General features: G+C 35.5%; 24 protein-coding genes and 1 pseudogene. 23 read left to right on the top strand and 2 right to left on the bottom strand.

The features are described 5' to 3' along the window. Positions 1–12 precede the first annotated feature (12 nt). From secG to PYW37_RS07975, 4 genes are all read left to right on the top strand, one after another. The gene (gene secG / locus PYW37_RS07990) at positions 13–261 is read left to right on the top strand and encodes a preprotein translocase subunit SecG (protein ID WP_003130913.1); all 249 of its coding nucleotides are present in this window, start codon (positions 13–15) and stop codon (positions 259–261) included. Positions 262–510: 249 nt separating this feature from the next. Beyond that, positions 511–2,964, top strand: a complete 2,454-nt coding sequence (rnr, locus tag PYW37_RS07985) for a ribonuclease R (protein WP_025016639.1) — start codon at positions 511–513, stop codon at positions 2,962–2,964. A gap of 18 nt (positions 2,965–2,982) precedes the next feature. Then, positions 2,983–3,570, top strand: a complete 588-nt coding sequence (locus PYW37_RS07980) for an isochorismatase family protein (RefSeq protein ID WP_025016638.1) — start codon at positions 2,983–2,985, stop codon at positions 3,568–3,570. A gap of 79 nt (positions 3,571–3,649) precedes the next feature. Next, the gene (locus PYW37_RS07975; protein ID WP_025016637.1) at positions 3,650–4,708 is read left to right on the top strand and encodes an exonuclease/endonuclease/phosphatase family protein; all 1,059 of its coding nucleotides are present in this window, start codon (positions 3,650–3,652) and stop codon (positions 4,706–4,708) included. A 25-nt stretch (positions 4,709–4,733) separates the two neighbouring features. Here the strand turns inward: PYW37_RS07975 and PYW37_RS07970 are convergent, their stop codons facing one another. Beyond that, complete coding sequence (locus PYW37_RS07970) at positions 4,734–5,675, bottom strand: UbiA family prenyltransferase (RefSeq protein WP_025016636.1); 942 nt, start codon at positions 5,673–5,675, stop codon at positions 4,734–4,736. A gap of 153 nt (positions 5,676–5,828) precedes the next feature. On the opposite strand from PYW37_RS07970, the gene PYW37_RS07965 reads away from it, so the two are divergent. The 18 genes from PYW37_RS07965 to whiA all read left to right on the top strand — a co-directional run bounded on the left by PYW37_RS07965 (position 5,829) and on the right by whiA (position 25,188). Further along, on the top strand, positions 5,829–6,092 hold the full coding sequence (locus PYW37_RS07965; protein ID WP_003130922.1) for an ACT domain-containing protein: 264 nt from the start codon (positions 5,829–5,831) through the stop codon (positions 6,090–6,092). 116 nt (positions 6,093–6,208) lie between these two features. Beyond that, complete coding sequence (locus PYW37_RS07960; protein ID WP_025016635.1) at positions 6,209–7,546, top strand: PFL family protein; 1,338 nt, start codon at positions 6,209–6,211, stop codon at positions 7,544–7,546. A 99-nt stretch (positions 7,547–7,645) separates the two neighbouring features. Further along, complete coding sequence (locus tag PYW37_RS07955; RefSeq protein ID WP_025016634.1) at positions 7,646–8,125, top strand: hypothetical protein; 480 nt, start codon at positions 7,646–7,648, stop codon at positions 8,123–8,125. A 66-nt stretch (positions 8,126–8,191) separates the two neighbouring features. Further along, a complete protein-coding gene (locus tag PYW37_RS07950; RefSeq protein ID WP_003130927.1) occupies positions 8,192–8,887 on the top strand; it encodes a histidine phosphatase family protein in 696 nt (231 codons plus the stop codon). Beyond that, on the top strand, positions 8,884–9,630 hold the full coding sequence (locus PYW37_RS07945) for a M15 family metallopeptidase (RefSeq protein ID WP_025016633.1): 747 nt from the start codon (positions 8,884–8,886) through the stop codon (positions 9,628–9,630). Before PYW37_RS07950 ends, PYW37_RS07945 begins: the two co-directional genes overlap by 4 nt. A 13-nt stretch (positions 9,631–9,643) precedes the next feature. Next, positions 9,644–10,048, top strand: a complete 405-nt coding sequence (locus PYW37_RS07940) for a hypothetical protein (protein WP_017864407.1) — start codon at positions 9,644–9,646, stop codon at positions 10,046–10,048. A 221-nt stretch (positions 10,049–10,269) separates the two neighbouring features. Continuing rightward, positions 10,270–11,313 (top strand): heat-inducible transcriptional repressor HrcA, encoded by a 1,044-nt coding sequence (hrcA, locus tag PYW37_RS07935; RefSeq protein WP_025016632.1) that lies wholly within the window; start codon positions 10,270–10,272, stop codon positions 11,311–11,313. Between the two features lie 29 nt (positions 11,314–11,342). Beyond that, positions 11,343–11,882: a nucleotide exchange factor GrpE gene (gene grpE / locus PYW37_RS07930; RefSeq protein WP_012897593.1), complete on the top strand. Its 540-nt coding sequence runs from the start codon at positions 11,343–11,345 to the stop codon at positions 11,880–11,882. A 72-nt stretch (positions 11,883–11,954) separates the two neighbouring features. Then, positions 11,955–13,778, top strand: a complete 1,824-nt coding sequence (dnaK, locus tag PYW37_RS07925) for a molecular chaperone DnaK (protein WP_010905652.1) — start codon at positions 11,955–11,957, stop codon at positions 13,776–13,778. Between the two features lie 213 nt (positions 13,779–13,991). Then, positions 13,992–15,755, top strand: coding sequence for an oleate hydratase (locus PYW37_RS07920; protein WP_044009642.1), 1,764 nt, complete (start codon positions 13,992–13,994; stop codon positions 15,753–15,755). Positions 15,756–15,821: 66 nt separating this feature from the next. Then, positions 15,822–16,961, top strand: coding sequence for a M20 peptidase aminoacylase family protein (locus tag PYW37_RS07915; protein ID WP_044009643.1), 1,140 nt, complete (start codon positions 15,822–15,824; stop codon positions 16,959–16,961). Between the two features lie 120 nt (positions 16,962–17,081). Beyond that, on the top strand, positions 17,082–17,783 hold the full coding sequence (locus PYW37_RS07910; protein WP_010905655.1) for a DeoR/GlpR family DNA-binding transcription regulator: 702 nt from the start codon (positions 17,082–17,084) through the stop codon (positions 17,781–17,783). Between the two features lie 83 nt (positions 17,784–17,866). Continuing rightward, positions 17,867–18,784, top strand: a complete 918-nt coding sequence (gene pfkB / locus PYW37_RS07905) for a 1-phosphofructokinase (protein WP_003130937.1) — start codon at positions 17,867–17,869, stop codon at positions 18,782–18,784. Continuing rightward, positions 18,784–20,688 (top strand): PTS fructose transporter subunit IIABC, encoded by a 1,905-nt coding sequence (locus PYW37_RS07900; RefSeq protein ID WP_023189394.1) that lies wholly within the window; start codon positions 18,784–18,786, stop codon positions 20,686–20,688. The genes pfkB and PYW37_RS07900 overlap by 1 nt, the downstream gene beginning before the upstream one ends. Before the next feature lie 86 nt (positions 20,689–20,774). Continuing rightward, positions 20,775–22,220: a cardiolipin synthase gene (gene cls, locus PYW37_RS07895; protein ID WP_044009652.1), complete on the top strand. Its 1,446-nt coding sequence runs from the start codon at positions 20,775–20,777 to the stop codon at positions 22,218–22,220. Positions 22,221–22,299: 79 nt separating this feature from the next. Then, a complete protein-coding gene (gene rapZ / locus PYW37_RS07890) occupies positions 22,300–23,187 on the top strand; it encodes an RNase adapter RapZ (protein WP_012897599.1) in 888 nt (295 codons plus the stop codon). Continuing rightward, a complete protein-coding gene (locus tag PYW37_RS07885; protein WP_025016630.1) occupies positions 23,184–24,167 on the top strand; it encodes a gluconeogenesis factor YvcK family protein in 984 nt (327 codons plus the stop codon). Before rapZ ends, PYW37_RS07885 begins: the two co-directional genes overlap by 4 nt. A gap of 103 nt (positions 24,168–24,270) precedes the next feature. Beyond that, positions 24,271–25,188, top strand: a complete 918-nt coding sequence (gene whiA / locus PYW37_RS07880) for a DNA-binding protein WhiA (protein ID WP_012897601.1) — start codon at positions 24,271–24,273, stop codon at positions 25,186–25,188. 43 nt (positions 25,189–25,231) lie between these two features. On the opposite strand, the gene PYW37_RS07875 is transcribed toward whiA, so the two are convergent. Continuing rightward, positions 25,232–25,789, bottom strand: coding sequence for a TetR/AcrR family transcriptional regulator (locus PYW37_RS07875; RefSeq protein WP_023189391.1), 558 nt, complete (start codon positions 25,787–25,789; stop codon positions 25,232–25,234). Between the two features lie 155 nt (positions 25,790–25,944). Between PYW37_RS07875 and PYW37_RS07870 the strand changes: the two are divergent. After that, a pseudogene (locus PYW37_RS07870) lies at positions 25,945–26,823 on the top strand (ABC transporter ATP-binding protein). The last annotated feature ends 1 nt before the right edge of the window (position 26,824 follow it).

Below are 26,824 nucleotides of genomic sequence, written 5' to 3'. Positions count from 1 at the left end.
ATTTATAAGACTATGGAAAAAGTAATTTATGACATTTTGCTTGTTGCAATGCTTGTAGTTTCAGCATTTATTATTGTAGCGATTTTCATGCAACCTTCAAAACAAGATGGAGCAGCAGATGCTTTTTCGGGTGGAACAGGTGAATTGTTTGAACGTCGTAAAGCGCGCGGTTTTGAGGCAGTGATGCAGCGTTTTACAGCAATCATGATTGGCTTATGGCTAGTTATTGGATTTGCTCTTGTTGTTTTATCAACACGTTAAAATTGCGGGCTGAAAACAGTCCGTATTTTATTTTCTTATAAATGTTTTTCTAATTGCGTCAAATGTTTAGTTGTCCAAATTGTCAGTGGTAGAATTGATTCTATCAGTCAAAAATGTCTGATAAAATGATTAATACCACTGATAATCTCTTAAAATATTAGCTAAAAAATCAAGTTAATATTTGAAACAAAAAAAGAAAGGGGCTTTTTGTCCAATTTTTGTGGTCAAAAAGTTCATTGAGAGAATATAATGAGTATTAGAGAAGTAATCATGGACTATCTTGAGAATAGTTCAAAAAAAGCACTGTCAGTAGAAGAATTGTCAGTTGCGTTACATATGAATAAGGCTAAAGATTACAAAGTATTTGTCAAAACTTTAGCTTCACTAGAAGCCAAGCATTTGCTTAATTTTACTGCAAAAGGTAAAGTTGAACTAGCCAAAAAAGAAGAGGCAAAAGTTGTAATCAGCGGAATTTTCCGGGCCAATGCAGCTGGCTTTGGTTTTGTCAGCATTGATGCTGAAGAACCAGACGTTTTTGTCGCAAGAGGCCAAACGGCTTTCGCCCTTGATGGTGACGAAGTTTTTATTGAAATTGATAAAAATGCCAATGCGCTCAAAGGAACTTCTGCTGAAGGGCATGTTGTCGAAATCATTCGCCATGACGTCCATCAGGTTGTTGGAACTTTTGTAGCTTTGAATTATGATGAAAAAGAGCAAACAGGACTGATTGGTTTTGTTAAATCTCGGAATAAAAAAATCCCTTATCGTGTTTATTTAGGAAATGAAGGATTAATTCCTGAAAATAAAGCGATTGTTCGTGTTGAAATCACTCATTATCCAGATAAGGAATTTCCACAGACAATGCAAGGATTAGTCACTGAAATTATTGGTCAAGCAGATGACCAAGGAATTGACGTTTTGGAAGTTTTGGCTTCAATGGATATTGTTTCTGAATTTCCAAAAGAAGTTTTAGACCAAGCTGAAGCTGTTCCAGAAGAAGTTCCAGAAAATGAAATTGTGGGACGGGTCGATTATCGTAATGAAATCACTTTTACAATTGATGGAGCAGACGCAAAAGACCTTGATGATGCTGTGCATGCTAAACGTTTGGAAAATGGAAACTATGAATTAGGAGTACATATTGCGGACGTTTCACACTACGTCACTGAAAATTCTCCATTAGATAAAGAAGCTTACGAACGTGGAACTTCTGTTTATGTGACGGATCGAGTAGTTCCAATGCTGCCCGAACGTCTCTCTAATGGAATTTGTTCATTGAATCCTCGAATCAATCGTCTAACACAGTCTTGTGTCATGGAAATTAGTCCTGAAGGTCGAGTGATCAACTATCAAATTTCTCAATCAATTATTAAAACGACAGAAAGAATGACTTATGATGCCGTTAATCAAATGATTGCAGGAGATGAGGCAGCACTTGAAAAATATGCTAAAATTGCAGATTCTGTAAAAATAATGGTTGAACTTCACCATATTTTAGAAGCCATGCGTAAAAGACGCGGGGCCATTGATTTTGATACAGTAGAAGCTAAAATCATTGTCAATGAAAAAGGACTGCCAATTGAAATTAGAAAACGAACACGTGGCATTGCTGAGCGAATGATTGAATCATTCATGCTTGAAGCGAATGAAACAGTCGCGACACATTTTGAAGCGCATGGTCTGCCTTTTATCTATCGGATTCATGAACAACCAAAAGCTGATAGATTGCAACGTTTTATTGATTTTGCAGCAACTTTTGGAATGCAGATTGAAGGAACTTCAAATGGTATTGATCAGAAGGTTTTACAAGCTTTCATGAAGAAAATTAAAGGTCAGCCTGGAGAAATGGTCTTGTCAACTATGTTGTTACGGAGTATGCAACAAGCGCGTTATTCAGAAAACAATGAGGGGCACTTTGGTTTAGCTGCGGAAAATTATACGCACTTTACTTCACCAATTCGTCGTTATCCCGATTTGTTGGTTCATCGATTGATTCGTGAAATTGGTGAGGGAAAAACATCAGCTAATATTTTACAAAAATGGGAAGATAAAATTCCTGAAATTGCAGAACATTCTAGTCATCGTGAACGCCGGGCGGTTGATGCTGAACGTGAAGTTGAAAAAATGAAAAAAGCCGAATTCATGGAAGAACATGTGGGTGAAGAGTATGAAGGGATTATTGCTTCAGTTACCCGTTTTGGAATGTTTATTGAACTTGAAAATACGATTGAAGGTTTAGTTCATATTTCAACCCTTAAAGGTGATTATTTTAATTATCAAGAAAGAATGTTGGCGCTTATTGGCGAACGAAGTGGACTTACCTTTAAAATTGGTCAGCCTATTAAAATAAAAGTTGTCAAAGCTGATAGAATGACTGGGGAGATTGATTTTGAATATCTACCCTCAGAATTAGATTTGATTGATAAAGCAGCGAAAGCGAAGAAAAAACCTGATCATAAAGGTCGCAAAAAATCAAATCAATCTCTTAAGGTTAAATCAGTAGCGCCAAAATCTACTGACAAATCTGCTAATAAATCAAAAAATGGCAGAAGAGCTGACGAGAAATCTGAATTTGATAAAAAGAAAAAGAAATTAGCCAAGAAACCATTTTACAGTAAAGCTGCTAAGGGCAAATTTACTGACAAAAAAGATAATGGCAAAAAATTTACTGACGGAAGAAAAAAGCCACATAAAAGAGGCTAAAATTTGAGAGAAAAAAATATGACAACTTTGAATTTAGAAAAAACAGCCTTGGTTATTATTGACCTACAAAAAGGAATTGCAGGGCGTGAGGGATTTGCTCCTTATTCTGCACAAGAGGTTTTAGCTAAAAATAAAGAACTTGTAACAAGTTTAAAAAATACAGGCGCTTTAATTGTTTTTGTTCACGTCAAAAACTACGGTGGCGAAACTTTAAAACCAAAAACTGACAATCCAGCTGTTGCACAAGGACAAATTCCGACAGATTTTGCTGATTTTGTCATGCCTGAAGCTTATGATAAAGAATATAATAATGTCATTCATGTCGCTAAACATAACTGGGGCGCATTTTACGGCACGGATTTAGATGTCCAATTACGTCATCGTGGAATTGATGAAATCCTCTTGACTGGAATTGCTACAACGATCGGTTGTGATACTACGGCCCGTGAAGCTTTCCAGCATGGTTATCAAGTTATTGCTATTGAAGATGCAATGACAGATTTTAATGGGCAACTCCATCAAGGAATTGTTGAGGGAATTTTCCCACGCCTTGGACGAGTTCGCTCAACACAAGAAGTTTTAAAAATGATTGAAGAAAGTAAATAAGTTTGGGACAAATATTTTACTGACAGACTGTTTAGGAGTGGCTGTCAGTAAATTTTCCTAGAATTATTTAGTGAATAATATGAAAAATCGCTTAAAGTTAATTGGAAAAATCCTTGTCAGCATTATTTTAGTATTTGCTCTGATTATTGGGTCTTATATCATCTATGTTTATGCACAATATCATCGCCTTCCTAATGATATGAAGCAGACAATTAAAAATCCTCAAACTCAGCAAGTTGAGCTGGGGCAAACCTATAAAATGATGACTTTTAATATCGGTTATGGGTCTTACCCTCCTTCTTTCAATTTTTTCATGGATGGTGGGGATGATGTGCGAGCTTATAGTAAATCTGCTGTCAAATCTGCAATTCAAGAAGATATCAGACTTATTAATAAAGAGAAGCCAGACTTTGGAAATATTCAAGAAATTGATTGGCAAGGAGATCGCAGCCAACAAGTAAATGAACCTCAAATGGTTCGTGCTGTCCTTCCCGATTATACCAGTGTTCTGACACAGAATTACGATTCAGCCTTTCTTTTTTATCCGGTGACCAAGCCAATTGGAAAAGCTAAATCTGGAATTATGACTTATTCTAAATATGAAATTGAAAGTTCAACAAGATATAAGTTGCCTATCGAAACTAATTTTAATAAATTTTTTGATTTAGACCGAGCTTTTTCTGTCAGTATTTTGCCAATTAAGAATTCAGATAAAAAATTCGTCATCTTTAATACACATCTGTCAGCATTTATCACTGACCAAAAAATTCAAAAACAACAATTATTGACTTTATTTGATGAGATGAAAAAGTATGTTTCTAAAGGAGATTATGTCATTTGTGGGGCTGATTATAACCATGCCCTAGCTGGTAAAGCTCATCCAGAATTAACATGGATGAAGGAATTTCCCACGGAAAATTTGACAAAAGGAATGCGAGTGGTCGCACCAACCAATGCCCCAACTGTTCGTTCACTTGATTATGCCTATGATAAGAAAAATCCCAAAAATACATTTGGAATTATTGACGGATTTCTTGTTTCAAATAATATAAAAGACTTAAAAATACAAACCATTGATAACCAATTCAAATCATCGGACCACCAGCCGGTCGTCATGGATTTCTCTTTGGAAAAGTAAAAAAAGCGCTAAGCGCTTTTTTATTTTACTTAAACATAATTCCCAGTAACAACGTAAGGGCAAGAGAAGCATTAAATAACATCAGATTGTCAATTTGAAGGTGGAAAGTCTCTGATTTACTTTGTTTGGCTCTAAATTTTTTAATATTAGGAATAACTTTCAGGGCAATGACGCTCATTAATAATGACCAAATTGGTAAAATTCCCAAAGCAATGGCAATTAAAATACAAAGTCCAGCAAATAAATATAGTCCAGTAAATACTTTTAAACTGAGTGGAATCTTTAGATAATAAGGTAAAGTATAACGCTCATTGCGAATGTCCTGTTCTAAATCGCAAATATTATCAGAAAACATAATATTAAAATTTTGAACGAAACACATCAGACCGACTAGAAGGATTGGTAAAAGAATTTTAAAGTCCCAAGTCCATGTCATGGACCAATTCCTGTCAAAATTAATGAAAAAATAGCCTTTATCATAAGAATTAATATAGACAGCAAGGAAAAAACCAAAGAACCCTTCGCAAAGACCCGCTAAAATTTCGCCCAAAGGAAAACGAGAAAAAGCAAAAGGACCATAAGTATAGAAAATAGCAATTAAGAAACAAAGTCCACCAATTGGTAAAATCGCAAGATTAGTCAAGGAAAGAACAATGAGTCCAACGACTACATCAATCGCTAAAAGTGCCAAACAAATGTTTAAAGCAAGTTTAGGATTAATCGATTTAGCAACGATAATATTCCATTTCTTATACTCAGGATCAAGTGCTTTTTGATAATCCATCAGATTATTCCAAGCCGAAACAAAAAGATTAATGCTTGCTAAACCAATAAAAAATAGAAGCGTAGGCCAAAAATGAAAACTTCCAAAGTACCAAAAGGCAAAAAGACAGCCAGCAATCGGTGATAATAATGCTGCGGGTAAGGTTTGAATACGTGTAAAATTAAAAAAAGTTTTTAAAGTCATGATAAGCTGATTATAGCAAAAACTAGCCAATAAATCATGAATGATTTTGACTGACAGAGCTGTCAGCAAAAGTTTATTTTACTGACAAGAAAATTGACTGAAAATTTAAATAAAAATGTTATAATAGGATAAAAATTTGAATGGAGAAACAAAATGCGCGCAGTTGTAACAGTAGTAGGAGCAGATAAAATTGGGATTGTTGCTGGAGTCACAGCAACATTGGCAGAACTTGAAGCAAATATCATTGAAATTTCACAAACCTTGATGAGTGGAGCTTTTACCATGATGATGGTAGTTGAAACACAAAATAGTGATTTTTCAGCCTTTCAAGCAGAACTTTCAAGAAAAGGTGAAGCCTTGGGTGTCAATATTCATGTTCAAAATGAAGCAATTTTTAACGCCATGCACAAATTATAATTTACTGACAGAAAAAAATTAGCCAATAAATGACTTTTATTTAAAAGTATTTTTACTGACAGCACGAAAAAAATTTCTGTCAGTAAAATTTTAATCAAAACTAAGGAAATTAAATAATGGATATTCAAAATATCAAAGAAACAATTGCGATGATTGAAGAACAAAATTTCGACATTCGCACAATAACAATGGGAATCAGTCTTCTTGATTGTATCGATGCTGATATTGATAAAGCAGCTGAAAAAATCTATCAAAAAATTGTCAAAAAAGCAGGAAAACTTGTTGAAGTAGGTAACGAGATTGGACATGAACTCGGTATTAAAATTGTTAATAAACGTGTTTCTGTAACACCCATTGCAATTATTGGAGCAGCAACAGCTGCTGATGATTACACACCACTTGCTCTTGCGATGGACCGTGCAGCAAAAGAGATTGGCATTGACTTTATTGGTGGCTATTCTGCTCTTGTGCAAAAAGGTTATCAAAAAGGTGATGAAATTTTGATTAAATCAATGCCTAAAGCCCTAGCAGCAACTGAGCGCGTCTGTGCTTCGGTAAATGTTGGTTCAACTAAAACAGGTATTAATATGACAGCAGTTCGAGATATGGGTGAAACCATTAAAATCATGTCTAAAGGTGATAAATGGCTCAATGCCAAACTTGTTGTCTTTGCTAATGCCGTTGAAGACAATCCATTTATGGCAGGAGCTTTTCATGGAGTTGGGGAAGCAGATACGATTATCAATGTTGGAGTTTCAGGACCTGGTGTAGTTAAACGTGCTCTTGAAAAAGTCCGCGGAGAATCTTTTGATATTTTAGCTGAAACCATTAAAAAGACAGCTTTTAAAATTACAAGAATTGGTCAACTTGTTGGTCAAATGACTTCAGAAAGACTTAATGTTGAATTTGGAATAGTTGATTTATCACTTGCACCTACACCAGCAATTGGCGATTCGGTTGCACGCGTTTTGGAAGAAATGGGACTTGAAACTGTTGGGACTCATGGAACAACAGCCGCCCTAGCCATGCTTAATGACGCTGTGAAAAAAGGCGGAGTTATGGCAGCTGAACGTGTTGGTGGACTTTCAGGCGCCTTTATCCCAGTTTCAGAAGACGAAGGAATGATTGCCGCTGTCAATTCTGGGGCATTGAATATTGAAAAATTAGAGGCCATGACTTGTGTTTGTTCAGTTGGCTTGGATATGATTGCAATTCCTGAAGAAACACCGGCATCTACCATTGCAGCAATGATTGCTGACGAAGCCGCCATCGGGGTCATTAATCAAAAAACGACAGCAGTACGGATTATTCCAATGGGCAAAGAAGGCGAACAAATTGAATTTGGTGGACTTTTCGGTGTAGCACCAGTTATGAAAGTAAACAAAGCGTCGTCAGCAGATTTTATTGCTCGTGGCGGTCAAATTCCAGCACCAATTCATTCATTTAAAAACTAAAAATACTTTTAAAATTTAGCTCCTAAACATTTCTAAAAAATGATGAGCGCTTCCAAAAATGATATAATGGAAGAAGTGAAAAAATACGGAGGTTATTTTATGGCTTACAAAGTGAATTTTAAAGATTTAGAAACAGTTGGCTTGGAAACTTCGCCGGTAGCCGATTCTTTAGCAGGTTTACGAGCTAATGAAGCACGTTATTTTTGGAATAAGTATAAATTTGAGTATCTCACATATCCAGCTCATGAAAAAGCCGACGAAGTCGCTTTGTTTGAGAAAATTTTACTTGAAGAACGTAATTTAAAATTTTCAGCAAAAATACTCGAAGTTGCTATCTATGAAAATGATGAACTCTATTGGCCTGAATTCTATTACGAAGACGGTATGGTTTTAAATCTGCTCTATGAAAAAGTTGGACAAGAGGGCAAGAAACCAAAACGGGCAGTTGGAATAAAGTTGTCAGTGGGTATGGAAATCCCCAAAGAACTTGAGGGAAAATTCAAATTTGCACGCCAACGTTCAAAACTCGCAGGTGAGATAAGAGGTTCCTACTTTACAATTAAACAGGAATGGCTGTAATTTTCTATATAGATAGAAATATCCTATCGTAATTTTTTTGTTAGAATCAATAAAAAGGGAGTAGAAATGGTAAATATTTATTTAGTTCGACATGGGAAGACAATGTTTAATACAATTGGCAGAGCGCAAGGTTGGTCTGATACACCTTTAACTGCGGCAGGAGAACAAGGAATTATTGAACTTGGTCTAGGCTTCAAAGAAAAAGGCATTAAATTTGACCGAGCTTATTCATCTGATTCTGGACGTACAATCCAGACAATGGGTTTTATCTTGGCTAATTCTGATAATGAAGGAATTCCATACACTTATGATAAAAGAATCCGTGAGTGGTGTTTTGGTTCATTTGATGGTGGCTATGACGGAGAACTTTTTGATGGCGTTTTACCAAGAATATTTACCGAAACTGGAAATCATCATACCGACGAATTTCCTCCAGATGAAGTAATTGCTAATGCGATTTTTGAAGTTGATACTGCTGGCTGGGCTGAACCATGGGAAAAACTTTCAGGACGTATCATGGATGGTTTTACAGATATTGCCAAGGAATCTGAAGCAAAAGGGGCTAAAAATATTGTTATTGTCAGCCATGGAATGACCATTGGAACTTTTGTAAAACTCGCTCACCCAGAACTCCCTCGTCCACATGGTCTTGATAATGGTTCTGTCACTCATTTAAGTTTTGAGGATGGAAAATTTACCATTGGAAAAGTTGGAGACATGTCTTATCGAGAAATAGGGAGTGAAAAGTTAGCTAAAAAATGAAAAGAAGAATAACATTTAGTTTAATCGTGCTTGTTCTTTTGATCGTTTGTGCTTTGGGATTTATTTTTATCACCAATGATAAGTCAAATTCAACAAACGAATCATCTAAAAAAACAAGTATTTCGTCATCTAAAGAGGCGGCAAAGAAAAAGGATTTACCTGACGCTAAACAATCAGATTGGGATTTAGTATTGGTGAGTCGAAAATCACCTAAAGATGAAATGAACCCAACACTGGCAACCGTAAATGGGATTCAAGTTGATCAAAGGATAGCATCAGCGGTTCAACAATTTTTAGCAGCAGCCCAACAAATATCACCAGCTGAACATTTAATCTCAGGTTATCGGTCAGTCTCATATCAAGAAGGGCTTTATCAATCTTATGTCCAAGCAGAAATGAATGGTCAAGGAACAGTAAATTCAAGTGGAAATCCAATTTCAGAAGAAGAAGCGATAAAAAATGTACAAACTTATTCTCAGCCGCCAAGAAGTTCAGAACATCAAACAGGATTAGCGATTGATATGAGTAATATTGATAGCCTAAATGAGAGTCAATATGCAAAACAAGTTGCAGCAATTGCTCCCAAATATGGATTTGTTCTTCGTTTTCCAGAAGGGAAAAAGGCAGAGACAGGAATTGGTTATGAAGACTGGCATTTTAGATATGTTGGTTTAGAAAATGCTAAATATATGACCGAACACAATCTTACTTTAGAAGAATATCTAAAACTATTACCAGCATAAAGGAAATGAAATCATGCTAAACCGAACCAGACTTCTACTCTATGTTAATGTTGCTCTATTTATTTACAGTGTCTCGGAAATGATTAAAGTTCTCCTTGTTCATAATAATTTCTTTAGTCAATTTTTTAATAACTTATCGACAAATATAAAAACATTAACGACTAAAATTTCGTCAACAATTACGAGTTGGCAAAGTTTAATCTATTTATTGATTTTTGCTTTATTAATCTTTCTATTATTGAAATTTTGGCGTTTTACTTTTATACTTTTAGAAATTATTTCGGCACTTTTGATTATAGATTATGCCATACTTTTCATTCAACATGAAGTAAAGTATGAAAGCCTCTTTGTCATTGCTGTAATGGTAATTACAGTCATGAATATTTGGCAAACATCCAAAGATTCCAATCTTTTATAAATGAAATTAGCACTCTAATAAAAAGAGTGCTAATTTTTATGTCTTTTTGCTTGACAAGGTATAAACAAAGGGTTATAATAAATTTGTTAGCACTTAGAGATGAAGAGTGCTAAAACAGAAAAAAGCTTGTAGATACTAAACAGAAGTCAAAGGCTCAAGAAATTTTTGAGCTTGCGAAAGAAGTTTTGCCGAACTTCTTATCTGTGGAGAAAGGAGTAGTCATGATTACAGAACGTCAAAGACAAATTTTAAATTTGATTGTTTCTCTTTATGCCAAAGAGCATACGCCAATCGGTTCAAAGTCGCTCCTTGATAGTATTCAAGCTTCTAGCGCTACAATCCGAAACGACATGAAAGTTTTGGAAAAACTAGGCTTGATTCAAAAAGAACACACCTCAAGTGGACGTGTTCCAAGTGTTTCAGGTTATAAGTATTTTGTAGAAAATGTCATCCAGTTAGATGAATTTAGTCAAAATGACTTATTTAAAGTGATGAAAGCTTTTGATGGTGATTTTTATCGCCTATCTGACCTGTTTAAAACAGCAGCTAAAAGTTTATCAGGACTCACTGGTTTGACAAGCTTTGTTCTTAATGCTCCCCAACGTGACCAACAATTAGTTTCATTTGAAATGGTCATGCTGGATAGTCATTCAGTACTTTCAGTTATAACATTAGGGACTGGTGAAGTAAGAACAAATCAATTTATTCTTCCAAAATCGATGACCGAAGCTGATTTAGCAGTCTTTAGTAATCTAGTTAAAGAACGTCTGGTTGGTAAAAAAGTGATTGATATTCACTATACTTTACGAACAGAGATTCCACAGATTGTTCAACGTTATTTCAAAGTTACGAGTGAAGTTCTCCAACTCTTTGTATCAATTTTTGATGATTTGTTCAAAGAACGGCTGACCGTCGCTGGGCGTAAAAATATCTTTGATTATGCAACTGACAATCTTGCAGAATTATATAAACTCTTTAGCGATGATGAACGGATGCTTCATGAAATTCGCGAGATCACTAATAACGATGAAATGCGTGCCGTTAAATTTGACAATGACGAAAAATACATGAAAAATTTAACGATTATTTCGCAAAAATTTGTTATTCCATATCGCGGTTTTGGTACTCTAACAGTCGTTGGACCTGTAGAAATGGATTATCAAAGGACGTTATCAGTTCTTGACTTAGTTGCTAAAGTTTTAACTATGAAGCTGAGTGACTATTATCGTTATCTTGATGGTAACCATTATGAAATTAGTAAATGATAAAAAAGTTATTTAAAAAAGGAGGGCCTATGTCCGAAGAAACTAAAGAAGAAATCAAAAATGAAAAAGTTGATGAAGAAGTGACTGAGGAGTTAACAGAGGAAGCACTTGAGGATATTGTTGAAGAAGAAATCAACGAACTTGATGAAGCACAAAAGTTAGCGACTGAGTGGGAAAATAAATTCCTTCGCGTTTCTGCAGAAATGCAAAACGTACAACGTCGTGGAAATGAAGAACGTTTGCAACTTATCAAATATCGTTCACAAGATTTAGCAAAAAAAATCTTATCTTCACTAGATAATCTTGAACGTGCACTTGCTGTTGAAGGATTAACGGATGATGTAAAAAAAGGCCTTGAAATGGTCCAAGAAAGCTTGATTTCAGCGCTTAAAGAAGAAGGCGTTGAAGAAGTTTCTTATGAAAGTTTCGACCATAATCTTCATATGGCTGTTCAAACTGTTCCAGCTGATGATGAACATCCAGCTGACAGCATCGTGCAAGTTTTCCAAAAAGGTTACCAACTTCACGAACGTTTACTTCGTCCAGCAATGGTTGTCGTAGCACAGTAAATTAAAAAATAAATTGACCGCAAAGTCTTTAAACTATTCATAAGTAATAAGAAATAAAGGAGATTTAATAATATGTCTAAAATTATCGGTATTGACCTTGGTACAACAAACTCAGCAGTAGCAGTTCTTGAAGGAACTGAATCAAAAATTATTCCAAATCCAGAAGGAAATCGTACAACACCTTCAGTTGTAGCTTTCAAAAATGGTGAAATCATTGTCGGTGACGCTGCAAAACGTCAAGCGGTAACTAACCCAGAAACAATTATTTCTATTAAATCAAAAATGGGAACATCTGAAAAAGTTTCTGCAAATGGTAAAGAATATACACCACAAGAAATTTCAGCAATGATTCTTCAAAACTTGAAAGCTACAGCAGAAGCTTATCTTGGAGAAAAAGTAGAAAAAGCAGTTATCACTGTACCTGCATACTTTAATGACGCTCAACGTCAAGCAACTAAAGATGCTGGTAAAATTGCTGGTCTTGAAGTAGAACGTATCGTTAACGAACCAACAGCAGCAGCTCTTGCTTATGGTCTTGATAAAACAGATAAAGATGAAAAGATTCTTGTATTTGACCTTGGTGGTGGTACATTCGACGTTTCAATTCTTGAACTAGGTGATGGTGTCTTTGATGTTCTTGCAACTGCTGGTAACAACAAACTCGGTGGTGATGATTTTGACCAAAAAATCATTGATTGGATGGTTGCCGAATTCAAGAAAGAAAACGGAATTGACCTTGCCCAAGATAAAATGGCTTTGCAACGTTTGAAAGATGCCGCTGAAAAAGCGAAAAAAGACCTTTCAGGTGTAACAACTACTCAAATCAGCTTGCCATTCATCACAGCTGGTGCTGCTGGCCCTCTTCACTTGGAAATGGCTTTGACTCGTGCTAAATTTGATGAATTGACACATGATCTTGTTGAAGCGACACGTCAACCAGTTCGCCAAGCCCTTTCTGATGCTGGCTTGTCAACTTCTGATATTGACGAAGTTCTCTTGGTTGGTGGTTCAACTCGTATCCCTGCTGTTGTTGAACTTGTTCGTCACGAAACAAACAAAGAACCAAATAAATCAGTAAACCCTGATGAAGTTGTTGCTATGGGTGCAGCAATTCAGGGTGGTGTGATTACTGGTGACGTTAAAGATGTTGTTCTCCTTGACGTTACTCCACTTTCACTTGGTATTGAAACAATGGGTGGTGTCTTCACAAAATTGATTGACCGTAACACAACTATCCCAACTTCTAAATCACAAGTCTTCTCAACTGCTGCTGATAATCAACCTGCTGTAGATATTCATGTCCTTCAAGGTGAACGTCCAATGGCAGCTGATAACAAAACTTTGGGTCGTTTCCAATTAACAGATATCCCTGCAGCACCACGTGGTATTCCACAAATCGAAGTAACATTTGATATTGATAAAAATGGTATTGTTTCTGTTAAAGCTAAAGACCTTGGTACACAAAAAGAACAAACAATCGTTATCAAATCAAACTCAGGTCTTTCTGATGAAGAAATTGATAAAATGATGAAAGATGCTGAAGCAAATGCTGACGCTGATGCAAAACGTAAAGAAGAAGTTGATACACGTAATGAAGCTGATGCTTTAGTTTTCCAAACTGAAAAAACTTTGAAAGACCTTGAAGGAAAAGTAGAAGAAGCTGAAGTTAAAAAAGCTGAAGAAGCTAAAGAAGAACTCAAAAAAGCGCTTGAAGGTGAAGATATTGATGATATCAAAGCTAAATCAGAAGCACTTTCTGAAATCGCTCAAAACCTCGCTGTAAAACTTTATGAACAAGCAAATGCAGCTCAAGGTGAAGCTGGACAAGCAACTGATGCTCAAGAAGCTCCAAAAGATGATAATACATTTGATGGTGACTTTGAAGAAAGCAAATAATAATTTATAAAAGCACTGATTCTTTTTTCAGTGCTTTTTTTTATAAAAATTGGACAAAATAGACATGTTGTCTAAAAACTATTTCAGATTCTTGCAATCATTTTCTTCTTGTACTATGATGAAATTAGTAAGAGATTGGAGGAGAATTAGAAGTAAAGAGACTAAAAAATTTAGTCAAACTGATGTTGTTTAGATTAGAGGAGGTTAATTATTATGCGTTATACAAATGGAAATTATGAAGCTTTCGTTCACCCAAGAAAACCAGAAAATGTTGATCAAAAATCAGCTTATATTATTGGGGCAGGCCTTGCAGGGCTTGCAACAGCAGTATTTTTAATTCGTGACGGTCAAATGTCAGGGGACCGTATTCATATTTTAGAAGAGTTACCGTTGTCAGGAGGTTCTCTTGACGGTTCCTTTATTCCACATGATGGTTTCGTTGTTCGTGGTGGACGTGAAATGGAAAACCATTTTGAATGTCTTTGGGACTTATTCCGAACAATTCCGTCATTAGAAGTGGACAATGCATCTGTTTTAGATGAATTTTATCGAATTGACCGGGATGACCCAAATTCATCTAACTGTCGTATTATCCATAATCGTGGTGAACGGGTTGATGATGATGGAAAATTTACCCTAAGTCCAAAAGCTCAAGAAGAAATAATCAAATTATTCATGACTAAAGAAGAACTACTTGTAGGTAAAACAATAGAAGTTTGCTTTACTGATGAGTTCTTCGAATCAAATTTTTGGCTTTATTGGTGTTCAATGTTTGCTTTTGAAAAATGGCATTCAGCTATTGAAATGCGTCGTTACATTATGCGTTTCATCCACCATATTGAGGGGTTACCTGATTTTTCTGCCCTAAAATTTACAAAATATAATCAATATGAATCGCTAGTAAAACCATTAATTTCATACTTAAAAGATCATGGAGTTGATTTTAAATATGGAGCACAGGTTGAAAATGTTGAAGTTGACTTTTCAAATGGCAAAAAGGTAGCAAAAGCTATTGTATTTGCTGACAAAAAAATAAAAGAACTGACAGAAAATGACTTAGTTTTTGTCACAAATGGTTCAATTACAGAAAGTTCAACTCAAGGTTCACCAACACAAGCCGCTCCGAAAACTAGTGAACTTGGTGGCTCTTGGAAACTTTGGCAAAATTTAGCTAAACAATCAGAAGAATTTGGACATCCAGATGTTTTTTGTAAGGACATTCCAAAAGAAGCTTGGGTTGTATCAGCAACTGTCACTTGGAAAAATTTAAAGATTCAACCTTATTTTGAAAAATTAACACATCGTCAATTGCGTTCAGGAAAAGTTGTCACAGGAGGAATTATTACTGTTAAAGATTCAAATTGGCTCCTTTCATTTACAACTCACCGCCAACCTCATTTTAAAGAACAAAATGACCAAGAAACAGTAACTTGGGTTTATGGTCTTCTTTCAAATACACCTGGGAACTATATCAAAAAACCAATTGAAGATTGTACAGGTGAAGAAATCACTCAAGAATTACTTTATCATTTAGGAATGCCAGAAGAAGAAATTGAAGTATTTGTTAAAGAAAATACTAATACAATCCCAGTATATATGCCCTTCATTACTTCTTATTTCATGCTTCGTGAACCAGGGGATCGCCCTCTTGTAGTACCTGAACAATCAATCAATTTAGCGTTTTTAGGAAATTTTGCGGAAACTGAGCGTGATACAGTCTTTACAACCGAGTATTCAGTCAGAACTGCGATGGAAGCTGTTTATCAATTATTAAATGTTGATCGCGGTGTTCCGGAAGTCTATGCTTCGGCTTATGATTTACGAACTTTAGCAAGTTCAGCCTACTATCTATCAGATAAGCAAAAATTAGAAGATTTAGAGCTCTCATTTATTAAAAAACAAGCGCTCAAAGTTGGACTTAAGAAAATCAAAGGAACATATATTGAAGAACTTCTAGAAGATGCGGGTCTGATTTAAAAATTAAATGAAGTCACAAGAAATAGCGAAGGAGCAACCTTCGCTATTTTTGATACAATTATTCTTATGATTGAAGAAAATTTATACCAAGAGCTTGTTGAAATTAGACATTATCTTCATGCCCATCCCGAAATATCAGAAAAAGAAGTTGAAACGACAAAATTTATTCGTCAAAAATTAGCAGATTGGCAAATTGAAATAATAGATAGTCAGCTTAAAACAGGACTTGTTGCAAAAATTGGCTCAGGAAAACCGATTATTGCGCTAAGAGCAGATATTGACGCCTTACCTATTCTAGAAGAAACAGGATTAGAATTTTCCTCTGTAAACAAAGGAGCAATGCGTGCTTGTGGTCATGACTTACATATGACTAGTCTTTTAGGAGCTGCTAAAATTCTAAAAGAGAAGGAAAGTCAGTTTAGTGGGACAATCAAACTTATATTTCAACCTGCCGAAGAAATTGGCGAAGGAGCCAAAGAAGTTCTAAAAACAGGATTAGTTTCAGATGTTCAAGCTTTCATTGGCTACCATAATATGCCTACTTTGTCAGCTGGAGTAATTGGCTTACGTGAGGGTGGAGTAATGGCAGCCGTTGAACGTTTTGAAATTTTAATAAGAGGTCAAGGAAGTCTTGCGGCATATCCGCAAGAAGGTCAAGATTTGATTTTAGCTAGTGCTGCGATCGTTCAAAATCTACAACAAATTGTTTCTAGAAATATTTCACCACTGAGAGCTGCTGTTGTATCTGTCACACACATTGAAGCCGGAAATACTTGGAATGTTTTACCAAACAATGCCCGCTTAGAAGGGACAATAAGAACTTTTGACAATGAAGTACGTTCCTTAACAAAGAGAAGATTCAGTCAAATTATCGAGGCCACTGCAAAAGCTTATGATGTTGAACTAGAGATTAAATGGTTAATGGAAGCGGACCTCACGTTCAACGATTTCGAGTTGACAGATGTTATCAGGAAAAGAACCGAGCAATGGCATGATAAAGTGGTATATCCAGAGCCATCAAGTGCGGGGGAAGACTTTGCTAATTATCAAAAGCGAGCTCCAAGTGTCTTTGCTTTTATAGGTTCAAATGAACAAGGGGCCTCTGGACTTCATTTTGCTGATATGGTCGTTCAAGATGAAACTCTAAAAGTTGCTGTTGACTACTATTTGGAAAGCGCTCATCAATTACTTGAACATTTTAAATAAAAACTATTATTAGATAGTTTTTTATTTTTGAGTTTTTTTGGAAGAAAATGATAGTTAATGATTGATTTTGAAAGATAAAGGTGTTATAATGATTTTTGTAAACGAATTCAGGAGATGGAAATGTTAGCAAATGAAAGAAAAAGACGGATTGTTGACTATCTAAAATTAAAAAGAAGAGCAACGATTGAAGAACTTCTTACGTTAATGGATTGCTCTATATCGACGCTTAGGCGAGATTTGAATGAATTGGAAAAAGAAAAATCTTTAAGACGAGTTCATGGTGGTGCAGAACTTACACAAGACTTATCGGAAGAATTAAGTATTTCCGAAAAAACTTCCAAAAACATTCAAGAAAAAGAAGAAATCGCTCAAAAAGCATTATCGAAAATTAAAGATGGGGATATTATTTTTTTAGATGCTGGGACTACAACTGGTATCTTAGCTGAACTTATCAATCAATCTCATCTTTATTTAACGATTGTAACCAACTCTGTCAGTCATTTGGCAAAATTAACAGATGACCGATTAATCGTCTATCTGCTCGGTGGACGAGTGAAAAAGGTAACAGATGCAATAATTGGGAGTCAGGCTTTAGAACAACTTTCTGCTTATCAATTCAATAGTGCTTTTGTTGGAGCTAACGGCTTTGACAATGAACACGGAGCAATGACGCCAGACCATGAAGAAGCAGCAATAAAAGGACTAGCAGTCAAACAAAGCCAGAATGCTTTCATATTAGCCGATTCTTCTAAATTAGGACAAATGAGTTTTGTCAAATTTGCTAATTCTGAAGAAGTTGAATTAATTACCGAGAACAATTAGCGTTTGTTTTTAAATGAATCGTGTGAAAAAAATTTCACTAAAAGTTAGTATTTGCAAACCTACGTCTTACATAAAGGAGAATTATGATTTATACAGTAACACTCAACCCAGCACTTGACTACTTCATGAATTATGAAGAGTTAGCACTTGGTGAGGTGAACCGAACAGGGAAAACACAGATTTCAGCAGGTGGTAAAGGAATTATGGAAAGTCGCATGCTAAGTCTTGTAGGTGCCAAAAGCAAGGCACTAGGCTTTCTAGGTGGATTTTCTGGTCAATATATTAAAGATTTCTTAAATGAGAATCAGATTGATTCGGATTTCACAGAAATAGAAGATTTGACAAGAATTAATGTCAAGCTGAAAAGTCAGGAAAACGAAACAAGTCTTGATGCGGCTGGACCAAAACTTCAAGAAAGTGAAATTAATCATTTTCTTGAAAAATTTGATCATTTGAAAGAAGATGATATCGTTGTCTTTGCAGGTACAATCCCTAAAAGTCTTGGTGAAGATTTCTATGAGCGTTTGATTGCTAAAGTCCAAAAGCAAAAAGCAACTTTTGTCATGGATGTTGATGGTCAAAAATTACTTGATTCGCTTCCTGCTCATCCCCTACTCATTAAACCAAACCGAGAAGAACTAGAAGCAATCTTTGAAACAAGCTTCAAAAATAATGAGCAAATCATTCCTTATGGTCAAAAACTTTTAGAAATGGGTGCTCAAAATGTTATCGTATCAATGGCTGGTGATGGAGCACTCCTCTTTACAAATGAGAAAGTTTATTTTGCTCAAGGGATTAAAGGAGAGTTAAAAAATTCTATTGGTGCTGGTGATTCGACCGTTGCAGGATTTTTAGCTGAATATAGCCAGTCTAAAGACCCGCTATTAGCATTTAGACAAGCAATCGCTTGTGGAACTTCAAAGGCATTCTCAGATGATATGCCAAGCCGAGCATTTTTGGAAGAAATTTATAAAAAAGTTAATATTTCAGAGGTGAAATGATGGAAATAAAAGATTTACTTAAAACAGAGGTTATGATTCTTGACCTCCAAGCAACTAGCAAAGAAGCCGTTATTGATGAAATGGTCAATAAATTAGTTTCTGAAGGTTATGTCAATGATTTCGCAACTTTTAAAGCAGGAATTATGGCCCGTGAGGCACAGACTTCAACCGGACTTGGCGACGGAATTGCAATGCCTCACAGTAAAAATACAGCGGTAAATGAGCCAGTCGTTCTTTTCGCAAAATCAAAAGTTGGTGTTGACTATGCCGCATTAGATGGACAACCTGTCAATCTTTTCTTCATGATAGCAGCACCAGATGGTGCTAATGATACTCACTTGGAAGCTTTAGCACAACTTTCAACTTATCTTCTTAAAGACGGTTTCCAAGATCGTTTGAGAAAAGTTGAGTATCCAAGAGAGGTCATTCAGCTTTTTTCTGAAAAACAAGAAGAAATTAAGACTGTTGAAAATGCTGAACATTATATTGTAGCTGTAACGGCTTGTACAACGGGTATTGCTCATACTTATATGGCTGAAGAAGCGCTTAAAAAACAAGCCTTGGAAATGGGCGTTGGAATTAAAGTTGAAACCAATGGTGCGCGTGGAATTGATAATAAATTAAGTGCAGCTGATATCCAAAAAGCAGATGCTGTTATTGTGGCTGCGGATAAGAAAGTTGAAATGAATCGTTTTGCTGGTAAAGAAATGGTTCAAGTTCCAGTTGCACATGCCATCCGAGATACGGAAGAATTAATTAATCGTGCACTTTCAGGTAAAGCACCAATCTATGAAGCAGACGGATCTGATGAAGTAAAAGAAGAATCATCTGGTGGATTAGGAAAAGCATTCTATAAACACTTAATGGGTGGGGTTTCTGCAATGCTTCCATTCGTTGTTGGTGGTGGGATACTTATTGCTCTTGCTTTCTTGATTGACCAAGCAATGGGAGTTCCTCAAAGTCAATTGGCTAATCTAGGAGTTTATCATCCTTTAGCAGCTTACTTTAAAAATGTTGGTGGTGCAGCTTTTGCCTTTATGTTACCTGTTCTAGCTGGTTTCATTGCCAACTCTATTGCTGATAAACCTGGTTTAGTTGCTGGTTTTGTCGCTGGTTCTATGGCATCTTCTGGTCTTGCATTTGGTCATTTAGATCCTGCTAAAATGATTCCGTCTGGTTTCTTAGGAGCCCTAGTTGGTGGTTTCCTTGCCGGTGGTGTCATTATCCTTTTACGTAAAGCTTTTGCAAAACTTCCTCGTTCACTTGATGGAATTAAAGCTATCTTGATTTATCCATTAGTTGGAACATTTATTACAGGTTTCCTAATGCTCTTTGTCAATATCCCAATGGCAGCAATTAATACCGGTCTCTCTAACTTCTTAGCGAGTCTATCAGGAGCATCTGCCCTTGTACTTGGTTTAGTTGTTGGTGGAATGATGGCTATTGACCTTGGGGGTCCAATTAACAAAGCTGCTTATATCTTTGCAACTGGTACTTTAGCAGCAACAGTTTCAACTGGTGGTTCAGTAACAATGGCTGCCGTTATGGCTGGTGGGATGGTTCCACCACTCGCAACTACAGTCGCTGTTATCTTGTTTAAAAATAAATTTACTAAAGAAGAACGCAATGCTGGTTTGACAAATATCGTTATGGGACTTTCATTCATCACTGAAGGGTCAATTCCGTTTGGTGCATCTGACCCCGCACGCGCAATTCCATCATTTATGATTGGAGCAGCAGTAGCCGGTGGTTTGACTGGTATGGCAAACATTAAATTGATGGCACCACATGGTGGAGTCTTCGTTCTCGCTTTGACAAACAATCCTTTACTTTATCTCTTGTTCATCTTGATTGGCGCAATTGTTTCAGGCCTATTATTTGGTGCATTGAAAAAAGCAAAATAAAAATGAATGAGAATAATAAGAGCGGTTTAATACCGCTTTTTTTGATATAATAGAGGAAGTAAACTGGGGGATTGGGAGAGATTATTTTGAGTTTTATTGCACTTTTTGAGCTGGCGCTTTTTTTCCTTAATGTTATATTATCCTTTGTCATTATTTTTAGGGAAAGAAAATCAACAGCGGCAACTTGGTCATGGCTCTTTGTAGTTAATTTACTGCCTATCATAGGCTTTATTTTATATTTACTCATTGGACGTGGCATTTCGCATTATCGTATTTTTAAAGACCGAAAAAGGTTTCAGTTGGGTTTTGAAAAACAATTAGAACATGCTGAAAAATCTTACACAGATCGATTATTTATTAAAAAAATGAGACAAAATCATGTAATTGGTCAGTTGATTCATATGCTTTATGTTGAAGAAAAATCAATTATTTCAACAAATACTGGTGTGAAAATCTTCAATGATGGACGTCAGAAATTTAATGCTCTGATTGAGGATATTAATAAAGCAAAACATCATGTTCATATGGAATATTATATTTTTCGGATGGATCGAATGGGTCATGAAATCTATGATGCTTTACTTGCAGCTGCAAAACGAGGAGTCGAAGTTAAACTTTTAATTGACGCTTGGGGTTCAAATAAATCAAAAATGTCTAATTTTAAAGAACTTCAGGAGGCTGGTGGGCATGTAGCGCAATTTTTTCCATTAATTATGCCTTTAGTTAATCCACGAACAAACTATCGTTTATACCGTAAAATTGTAGTTATTGATGGAATTATTGGATACACGGGTGGATTTAATGTTGGTGATGAATATGCTTCAATTACAAAGAAATTTGGCTATTGGCGTGACAATCATTTACGTTTGACTGGTGATATTGTTTATAGCCTACAACATCGTTTTATTTTAGACTGGAATTCTCAACATCATTTTGAAGTGACCGAGGGAGAGCCTTATTTCCCAGATTCGATTGTTGAAGGTCATGTAGCGACTCAACTTGTGACTTCGGGACCAGATGAGGACAAGGAGCAAATCAAATTAACTTACATGAAGATGATTTCGGGTGCAGAGCGAGAAATTATCATTCAAACCCCTTATTATATTCCGTCTGATGCTTTACATGAATCTATAAAATTAGCATTGTTATCGGGTGTACAGGTTAAATTATTGATTCCAAATAAGCCGGACCATCCACTGGTTTATTGGGCGACTTATTTCCATGCTGCTGATTTAGTTAAATATGGCGCGAAAGTTTATACTTACGAAAATGGATTTGTTCACTCTAAAACATTAATTATTGATGGAGAGTATGCCTCAGTTGGGTCAGCTAATTTAGATTATCGAAGTTTGCAATTATGTTTTGAAGCTAATGTTGTTATCTATGATTATGACATTTCTCAAAAATTACGAAATGATTTTATGAAGGATTTGAAATTGAGTCGTCCATTAACTTTAGAGCGTTATGAAGAACGTTCTAAGTTAGTTCGTTTTAAAGAAGGTTTAGCTCGTTTAATTGCACCAATGCTCTGATACCTATTATTAAAAATTGAAGTAGTAAGATTTATTGAAGAAAAAATTTAAAAGAGTAAGATGAAAATGGAGGAGAGAAATGGAGAATAAACTCAATATTGTGATTATTACAGGGATGTCTGGGGCAGGTAAAACGGTTGCCATTCAATCCTTTGAGGACATGGGTTATTTCACGGTAGATAATATGCCACCAAATTTAATTGAAAAATTTGTGGGCCTTTTGAATACACCAGATAATAAGATTGATAAAGTTGCCTTGGTTGTCGATATGCGTTCACGCGCTTTCTTTGAAGATATTCAAAGTATTGTGACTGAATTGACTGATAACGGGTCTGTTAATTTCAAACTTTTATTTTTAGATGCAAATGATACTGAATTGGTTTCAAGATATAAGGAAACTAGAAGAAGTCATCCTCTTGCTATTGATGGTAGAACGCTTGATGGAATTACTAAAGAACGTGAAATTTTAGCTGATTTAAAAAATCTTTCAGAAGTGGTTATTGATACAAGCGAATTGACTCCAAGAAATCTTCGAGCAAGAATTTTACAAAAATTTGCTTCTAGTACGGAATCTACATTTAGAATTGAAGTTATGTCATTTGGATTTAAGTATGGCTTGCCTTTAGATGCCGATTTAGTCTTTGACGTCCGTTTCTTGCCAAATCCGCATTATATTGCTGAATTACGTGATAAAAACGGAACAGATAAAGAAGTTTATGACTATGTTATGGAACATCCACAGTCGGAAGAATTTTATGAAAATTTGATGAAAATGTTAGTTCCAATTCTTCCAGCTTATAAAAAAGAAGGTAAATCAGTTTTAACAATCGCTTTTGGTTGTACGGGTGGTCAACACCGGTCGGTTGCTTTTGCTGAAAGAGTCTCTGCGGCTTTGAAGGATAAATGGCATCTCAATGTCAGTCATAGAGATAAAGACCGTAGAAAGGAAACGGTAAATCGTTCATGAGCAATCCAAAAGTTGTAGTTATTGGTGGAGGAACTGGAATTCCAGTTGTCTTAAAAGCACTTCGTAAAGAAAAAATTGATTTAACGGCTATTGTAACTGTGGCAGACGATGGTGGGTCTTCTGGGCGAATTCGTTCAGCGGTGAATATTGCACCGCCAGGTGATTTGCGTAATGTATTGATTGCCATGTCAGATATGCCCAAGTTTTATGCTGATATTTTACAATATCGTTTTGATAAATCTGATGGTGAATTAGCTGGTCATCCTCTGGGTAATCTAATTATTGCAGCAGTTTCTGAAATGCAGGGTTCAACTTATCGTGCAATTCAAACATTAGCTCAATTTTTTCATGTGGAAGGGAAAATTTATCCTTCGTCTGATGCCGCGTTGACCTTACATGCTGTTTTTAAGGATGGTCATGAGGTCTTAGGTGAAAGTCATATTGCTAGCTATAAGGGATTGATTGACCATGTTTATTTAACTCAAACAGCTAGTGGTGATAGTCCAGTTGCGTCCAAAAATGTAGTGAAATCAATTATGGAAGCAGATACCATTGTCTTGGGACCTGGCTCACTTTTTACTTCGATTTTACCTAATATCGTTATTCCAGAAATCTGCGAGGCTCTTTGGAAAACCTCGGCTAAAATTGTCTATGTTTGTAATATCATGACTCAGCGTGGGGAAACAGAACGTTTTTCAGATGCTGACCATGTTCGAGTATTAAATGAACATATTGGGGCAAAAGTGATTGATACTGTCTTGGTGAATATTCAAGAAGTTCCTGAAGAATACATGAATACGAATAAATTTGATGAATATCTGGTTCAAGTTGACCATGATTTTGAGGCATTAAAAGCAGAAGAGGTCAACGTTATCTCTAATAACTTCCTTGAACTTCGTGACGGCGGAGCCTTTCATAATGGTGAAGCTGTTGCTAAAGAAATTGTCGCAATTTCACAAAGGCAAGAGTTTAGACATTAAAAAATTTACTGACAGAGTGTTTGTCAGTAAATTTTTATAAGAAAAAAGTCTGACAGAAAGAATAGAGCAGGGAAAAAATATCCTGTCCTGTATAGAAAGAATTATGAGTTTCACAAGTGATGTAAAAAAAGAATTAACAAGTAATTTAGCAACAACTGGAGCACTTTTGGCACTTGTCAGAATGAATGGCTCTGTGGGTATTTTTAATGGATTAACTTTATCGATTACGACTGAAAATGCTGGAACTGCTAAATATATTTATCAAATGTTAAGAGAACTCTACGATGTTCATGCTGAAATTCGTGTTCATCAAAAGACTACGCTCTCTAAAAATCGGGTTTATACGGTTTTTATAACTGAGGGTGCGAGTGAATTATTAGATGAATTAAGTTTAGCAGATTCGTTGATGTTGGATAATGGTGTGCCAGAATTTGTTAAAAATGATGAATTTATCAAAAAGGACTATTTACGAGGAGCTTTTTTATCGGCAGGCTCTCTCCATAATCCTGAAAAAGGTGAGTATCAGTTATCAATTGCTAGTGTATATCAGGAACATGCGGAAGATTTACAAGAAATTTTTCGAGATTTTGGTTTAAATGCGCGCGTTATTGAAAGGAAAAATCGCTGGATACTCTATTTATCAAAAGCTGAAGAAATAATGGATTTCTTGACTTTAATTGGAGCGATGAAAGCAAGATTGAAATTTGAAGAGGCGAAGATTATGCGTGAAATGCGTGGTTTAGCTAATCGGCAGTCCAATTTTGAAAATGCTAATATTGCTAAATCAGTTATGGCGGCTCAAGAAGCAATTAATGCTATTCAATTTCTTAATGAGAGAAAAGAATTAGAACAACTTCCAGAGAATTTAAAGGAAATTGCTCGTGTACGTCTAGAAAATCCTGAAGCAACAATTAAAGAGTTGGGAGAGTTGCTTGAACCCCCTTTAGGGAAGTCTGGAGTAAATCACCGACTTAGAAAACTTGTTGAACAAGCTAATGAGTTAAGAAAAATTGAGAATTAAAAAAACTAGCTAGATATTCTTGCTAGTTTTTTTATACTTTGTCTTATTTCCACCCATTGAGGAAAAAACGAGAAACGATTTCAGCTTTTTCTATAAGTAAATTCATTGATAAACCTTTCATTCCTGAATTGAAAATACTTAAAATCAGAAGAAAATCTTCTTGGCTATAATCACTAGAAATTTTTCCTTCCGCCTGGCCTTTTTGAAAAAGTAATAGATAAATCTGCTTCTGTAAAGAAAGGGCATCATCATCTAGTAATTCAGGACGATTTGTATATTGAGTCATCATGTTTTCTGAAAAAATCGGCTGATAATGTTCAAGTTGCTGAATTTTTAATTGAAGAATTGCTTGATAAGTCTGATTAAAATCTAAATTACTTTCAATAAGAGTTTTAATTTCCATAGACAATTGATTGAGATTTTGCCTAATAACCTGGTTAATCAATTGATTTTTGCTATGAAAATATTTAAAGAGTGTCACTTTTGAAACGTCTGCTTTGTGGGCAATTTCGTCAACGGTAATTTCTCTAATTGTTTTTTGGTTTAATAAGTGAAAAGTGGTTTCTAGAATCGCTTTTTTCTTTTTTTCTGTTTGATTCATAAAAGTTCCTTTCAACTTGATTGGATTGGGTATTTACTATCAAAAATTATAGCTTTTTTCTTGAACTATTTCAAATGTAAGCGTACAATATGAACTATAAGTAATAATTCAGTACATTTTATGATAATAGAGGATAAAATTCAGGAGGAAGAAAGATGGATAAGTTAGTTGAGGTAAAAGGACTTCAAAAAAACTTTGGTCAATTTCAAGCCTTAAAAGATGTTTCTTTTGAGGTAAATGCTGGAGAAGTTCTTGGCTATATTGGCCCTAATGGTGCTGGGAAATCAACAACAATTAGAATTTTGCTTGGAATCATTCGAGCGACCCAAGGAAAAGTTCAAATTTTTGGTAAGGATGTCTGGCAAGATTCAATTGAGATTCATAAAAAAATTGCTTATGTTCCAGGGGATGTTTACCTTTGGCCAAATTTATCTGGCGGAGAAACGATTGATTTATTTTTAAAACTTCATGGAGCAATCAATCAAGAAAAACGAGACCAATTAATTAAAAAGTTTGATTTAAATCCTAAGAAAAAAGTTCGTTCTTATTCTAAAGGAAATCGACAAAAGATTGCGCTCATTGCTGCTTTAGCAACTGAGGCTGAGCTCTATATTTTTGATGAGCCAACGAGTGGTTTGGATCCACTTATGGAAGCCGTTTTTCAAGAAGAAGTAAAAGCACTAAAAGCTGCTGGCAAAGCAATTATTTTATCAAGTCATATTTTATCAGAAGTTGAAAAATTAGCTGATAGGGTAGCGGTGATCCGAAAAGGAGAGATTGTTGAAACAGGCACACTTGATGACTTGCGACATTTGACCAGATATCAGTATAAAGTTGAAACGGAGCAAGAAGCAGTTGGCTTAAAAGAATTATCTTCTGTTCATGATTTATAAATTAAAGAGAATGAAGCGACATTTCAAGCCGATTCAGATGCAATAGATGAAATTCTAAAAACACTCTTACTTTATGGAGTAAAGAAACTTGAAGCTACACCGCCAACACTTGAAGACCTGTTTATGCGACATTATCAATAGG

The organism is Lactococcus lactis, assembly GCF_029023865.1.
Taxonomy (GTDB): Bacteria; Bacillota; Bacilli; order Lactobacillales; family Streptococcaceae; genus Lactococcus; species Lactococcus lactis.
Note: the sequence above shows the minus strand (reverse complement) of the source record. Positions and strands in the feature narration are given on the sequence as shown.

What these genes read in the sequence shown, in the direction of transcription:
- secG (WP_003130913.1), top strand. Translation starts at nt 13, where the DNA reads ATGGAAAAAGTAATTTATGACATTTTGCTTGTTGCAATGCTTGTAGTT.
- rnr (WP_025016639.1), top strand. Translation starts at nt 511, where the DNA reads ATGAGTATTAGAGAAGTAATCATGGACTATCTTGAGAATAGTTCAAAA.
- PYW37_RS07980 (WP_025016638.1), top strand. Translation starts at nt 2,983, where the DNA reads ATGACAACTTTGAATTTAGAAAAAACAGCCTTGGTTATTATTGACCTA.
- PYW37_RS07975 (WP_025016637.1), top strand. Translation starts at nt 3,650, where the DNA reads ATGAAAAATCGCTTAAAGTTAATTGGAAAAATCCTTGTCAGCATTATT.
- PYW37_RS07970 (WP_025016636.1), bottom strand. Translation starts at nt 5,675, where the DNA reads ATGACTTTAAAAACTTTTTTTAATTTTACACGTATTCAAACCTTACCC.
- PYW37_RS07965 (WP_003130922.1), top strand. Translation starts at nt 5,829, where the DNA reads ATGCGCGCAGTTGTAACAGTAGTAGGAGCAGATAAAATTGGGATTGTT.
- PYW37_RS07960 (WP_025016635.1), top strand. Translation starts at nt 6,209, where the DNA reads ATGGATATTCAAAATATCAAAGAAACAATTGCGATGATTGAAGAACAA.
- PYW37_RS07955 (WP_025016634.1), top strand. Translation starts at nt 7,646, where the DNA reads ATGGCTTACAAAGTGAATTTTAAAGATTTAGAAACAGTTGGCTTGGAA.
- PYW37_RS07950 (WP_003130927.1), top strand. Translation starts at nt 8,192, where the DNA reads ATGGTAAATATTTATTTAGTTCGACATGGGAAGACAATGTTTAATACA.
- PYW37_RS07945 (WP_025016633.1), top strand. Translation starts at nt 8,884, where the DNA reads ATGAAAAGAAGAATAACATTTAGTTTAATCGTGCTTGTTCTTTTGATC.
- PYW37_RS07940 (WP_017864407.1), top strand. Translation starts at nt 9,644, where the DNA reads ATGCTAAACCGAACCAGACTTCTACTCTATGTTAATGTTGCTCTATTT.
- hrcA (WP_025016632.1), top strand. Translation starts at nt 10,270, where the DNA reads ATGATTACAGAACGTCAAAGACAAATTTTAAATTTGATTGTTTCTCTT.
- grpE (WP_012897593.1), top strand. Translation starts at nt 11,343, where the DNA reads ATGTCCGAAGAAACTAAAGAAGAAATCAAAAATGAAAAAGTTGATGAA.
- dnaK (WP_010905652.1), top strand. Translation starts at nt 11,955, where the DNA reads ATGTCTAAAATTATCGGTATTGACCTTGGTACAACAAACTCAGCAGTA.
- PYW37_RS07920 (WP_044009642.1), top strand. Translation starts at nt 13,992, where the DNA reads ATGCGTTATACAAATGGAAATTATGAAGCTTTCGTTCACCCAAGAAAA.
- PYW37_RS07915 (WP_044009643.1), top strand. Translation starts at nt 15,822, where the DNA reads ATGATTGAAGAAAATTTATACCAAGAGCTTGTTGAAATTAGACATTAT.
- PYW37_RS07910 (WP_010905655.1), top strand. Translation starts at nt 17,082, where the DNA reads ATGTTAGCAAATGAAAGAAAAAGACGGATTGTTGACTATCTAAAATTA.
- pfkB (WP_003130937.1), top strand. Translation starts at nt 17,867, where the DNA reads ATGATTTATACAGTAACACTCAACCCAGCACTTGACTACTTCATGAAT.
- PYW37_RS07900 (WP_023189394.1), top strand. Translation starts at nt 18,784, where the DNA reads ATGGAAATAAAAGATTTACTTAAAACAGAGGTTATGATTCTTGACCTC.
- rapZ (WP_012897599.1), top strand. Translation starts at nt 22,300, where the DNA reads ATGGAGAATAAACTCAATATTGTGATTATTACAGGGATGTCTGGGGCA.
- PYW37_RS07885 (WP_025016630.1), top strand. Translation starts at nt 23,184, where the DNA reads ATGAGCAATCCAAAAGTTGTAGTTATTGGTGGAGGAACTGGAATTCCA.
- whiA (WP_012897601.1), top strand. Translation starts at nt 24,271, where the DNA reads ATGAGTTTCACAAGTGATGTAAAAAAAGAATTAACAAGTAATTTAGCA.
- PYW37_RS07875 (WP_023189391.1), bottom strand. Translation starts at nt 25,789, where the DNA reads ATGAATCAAACAGAAAAAAAGAAAAAAGCGATTCTAGAAACCACTTTT.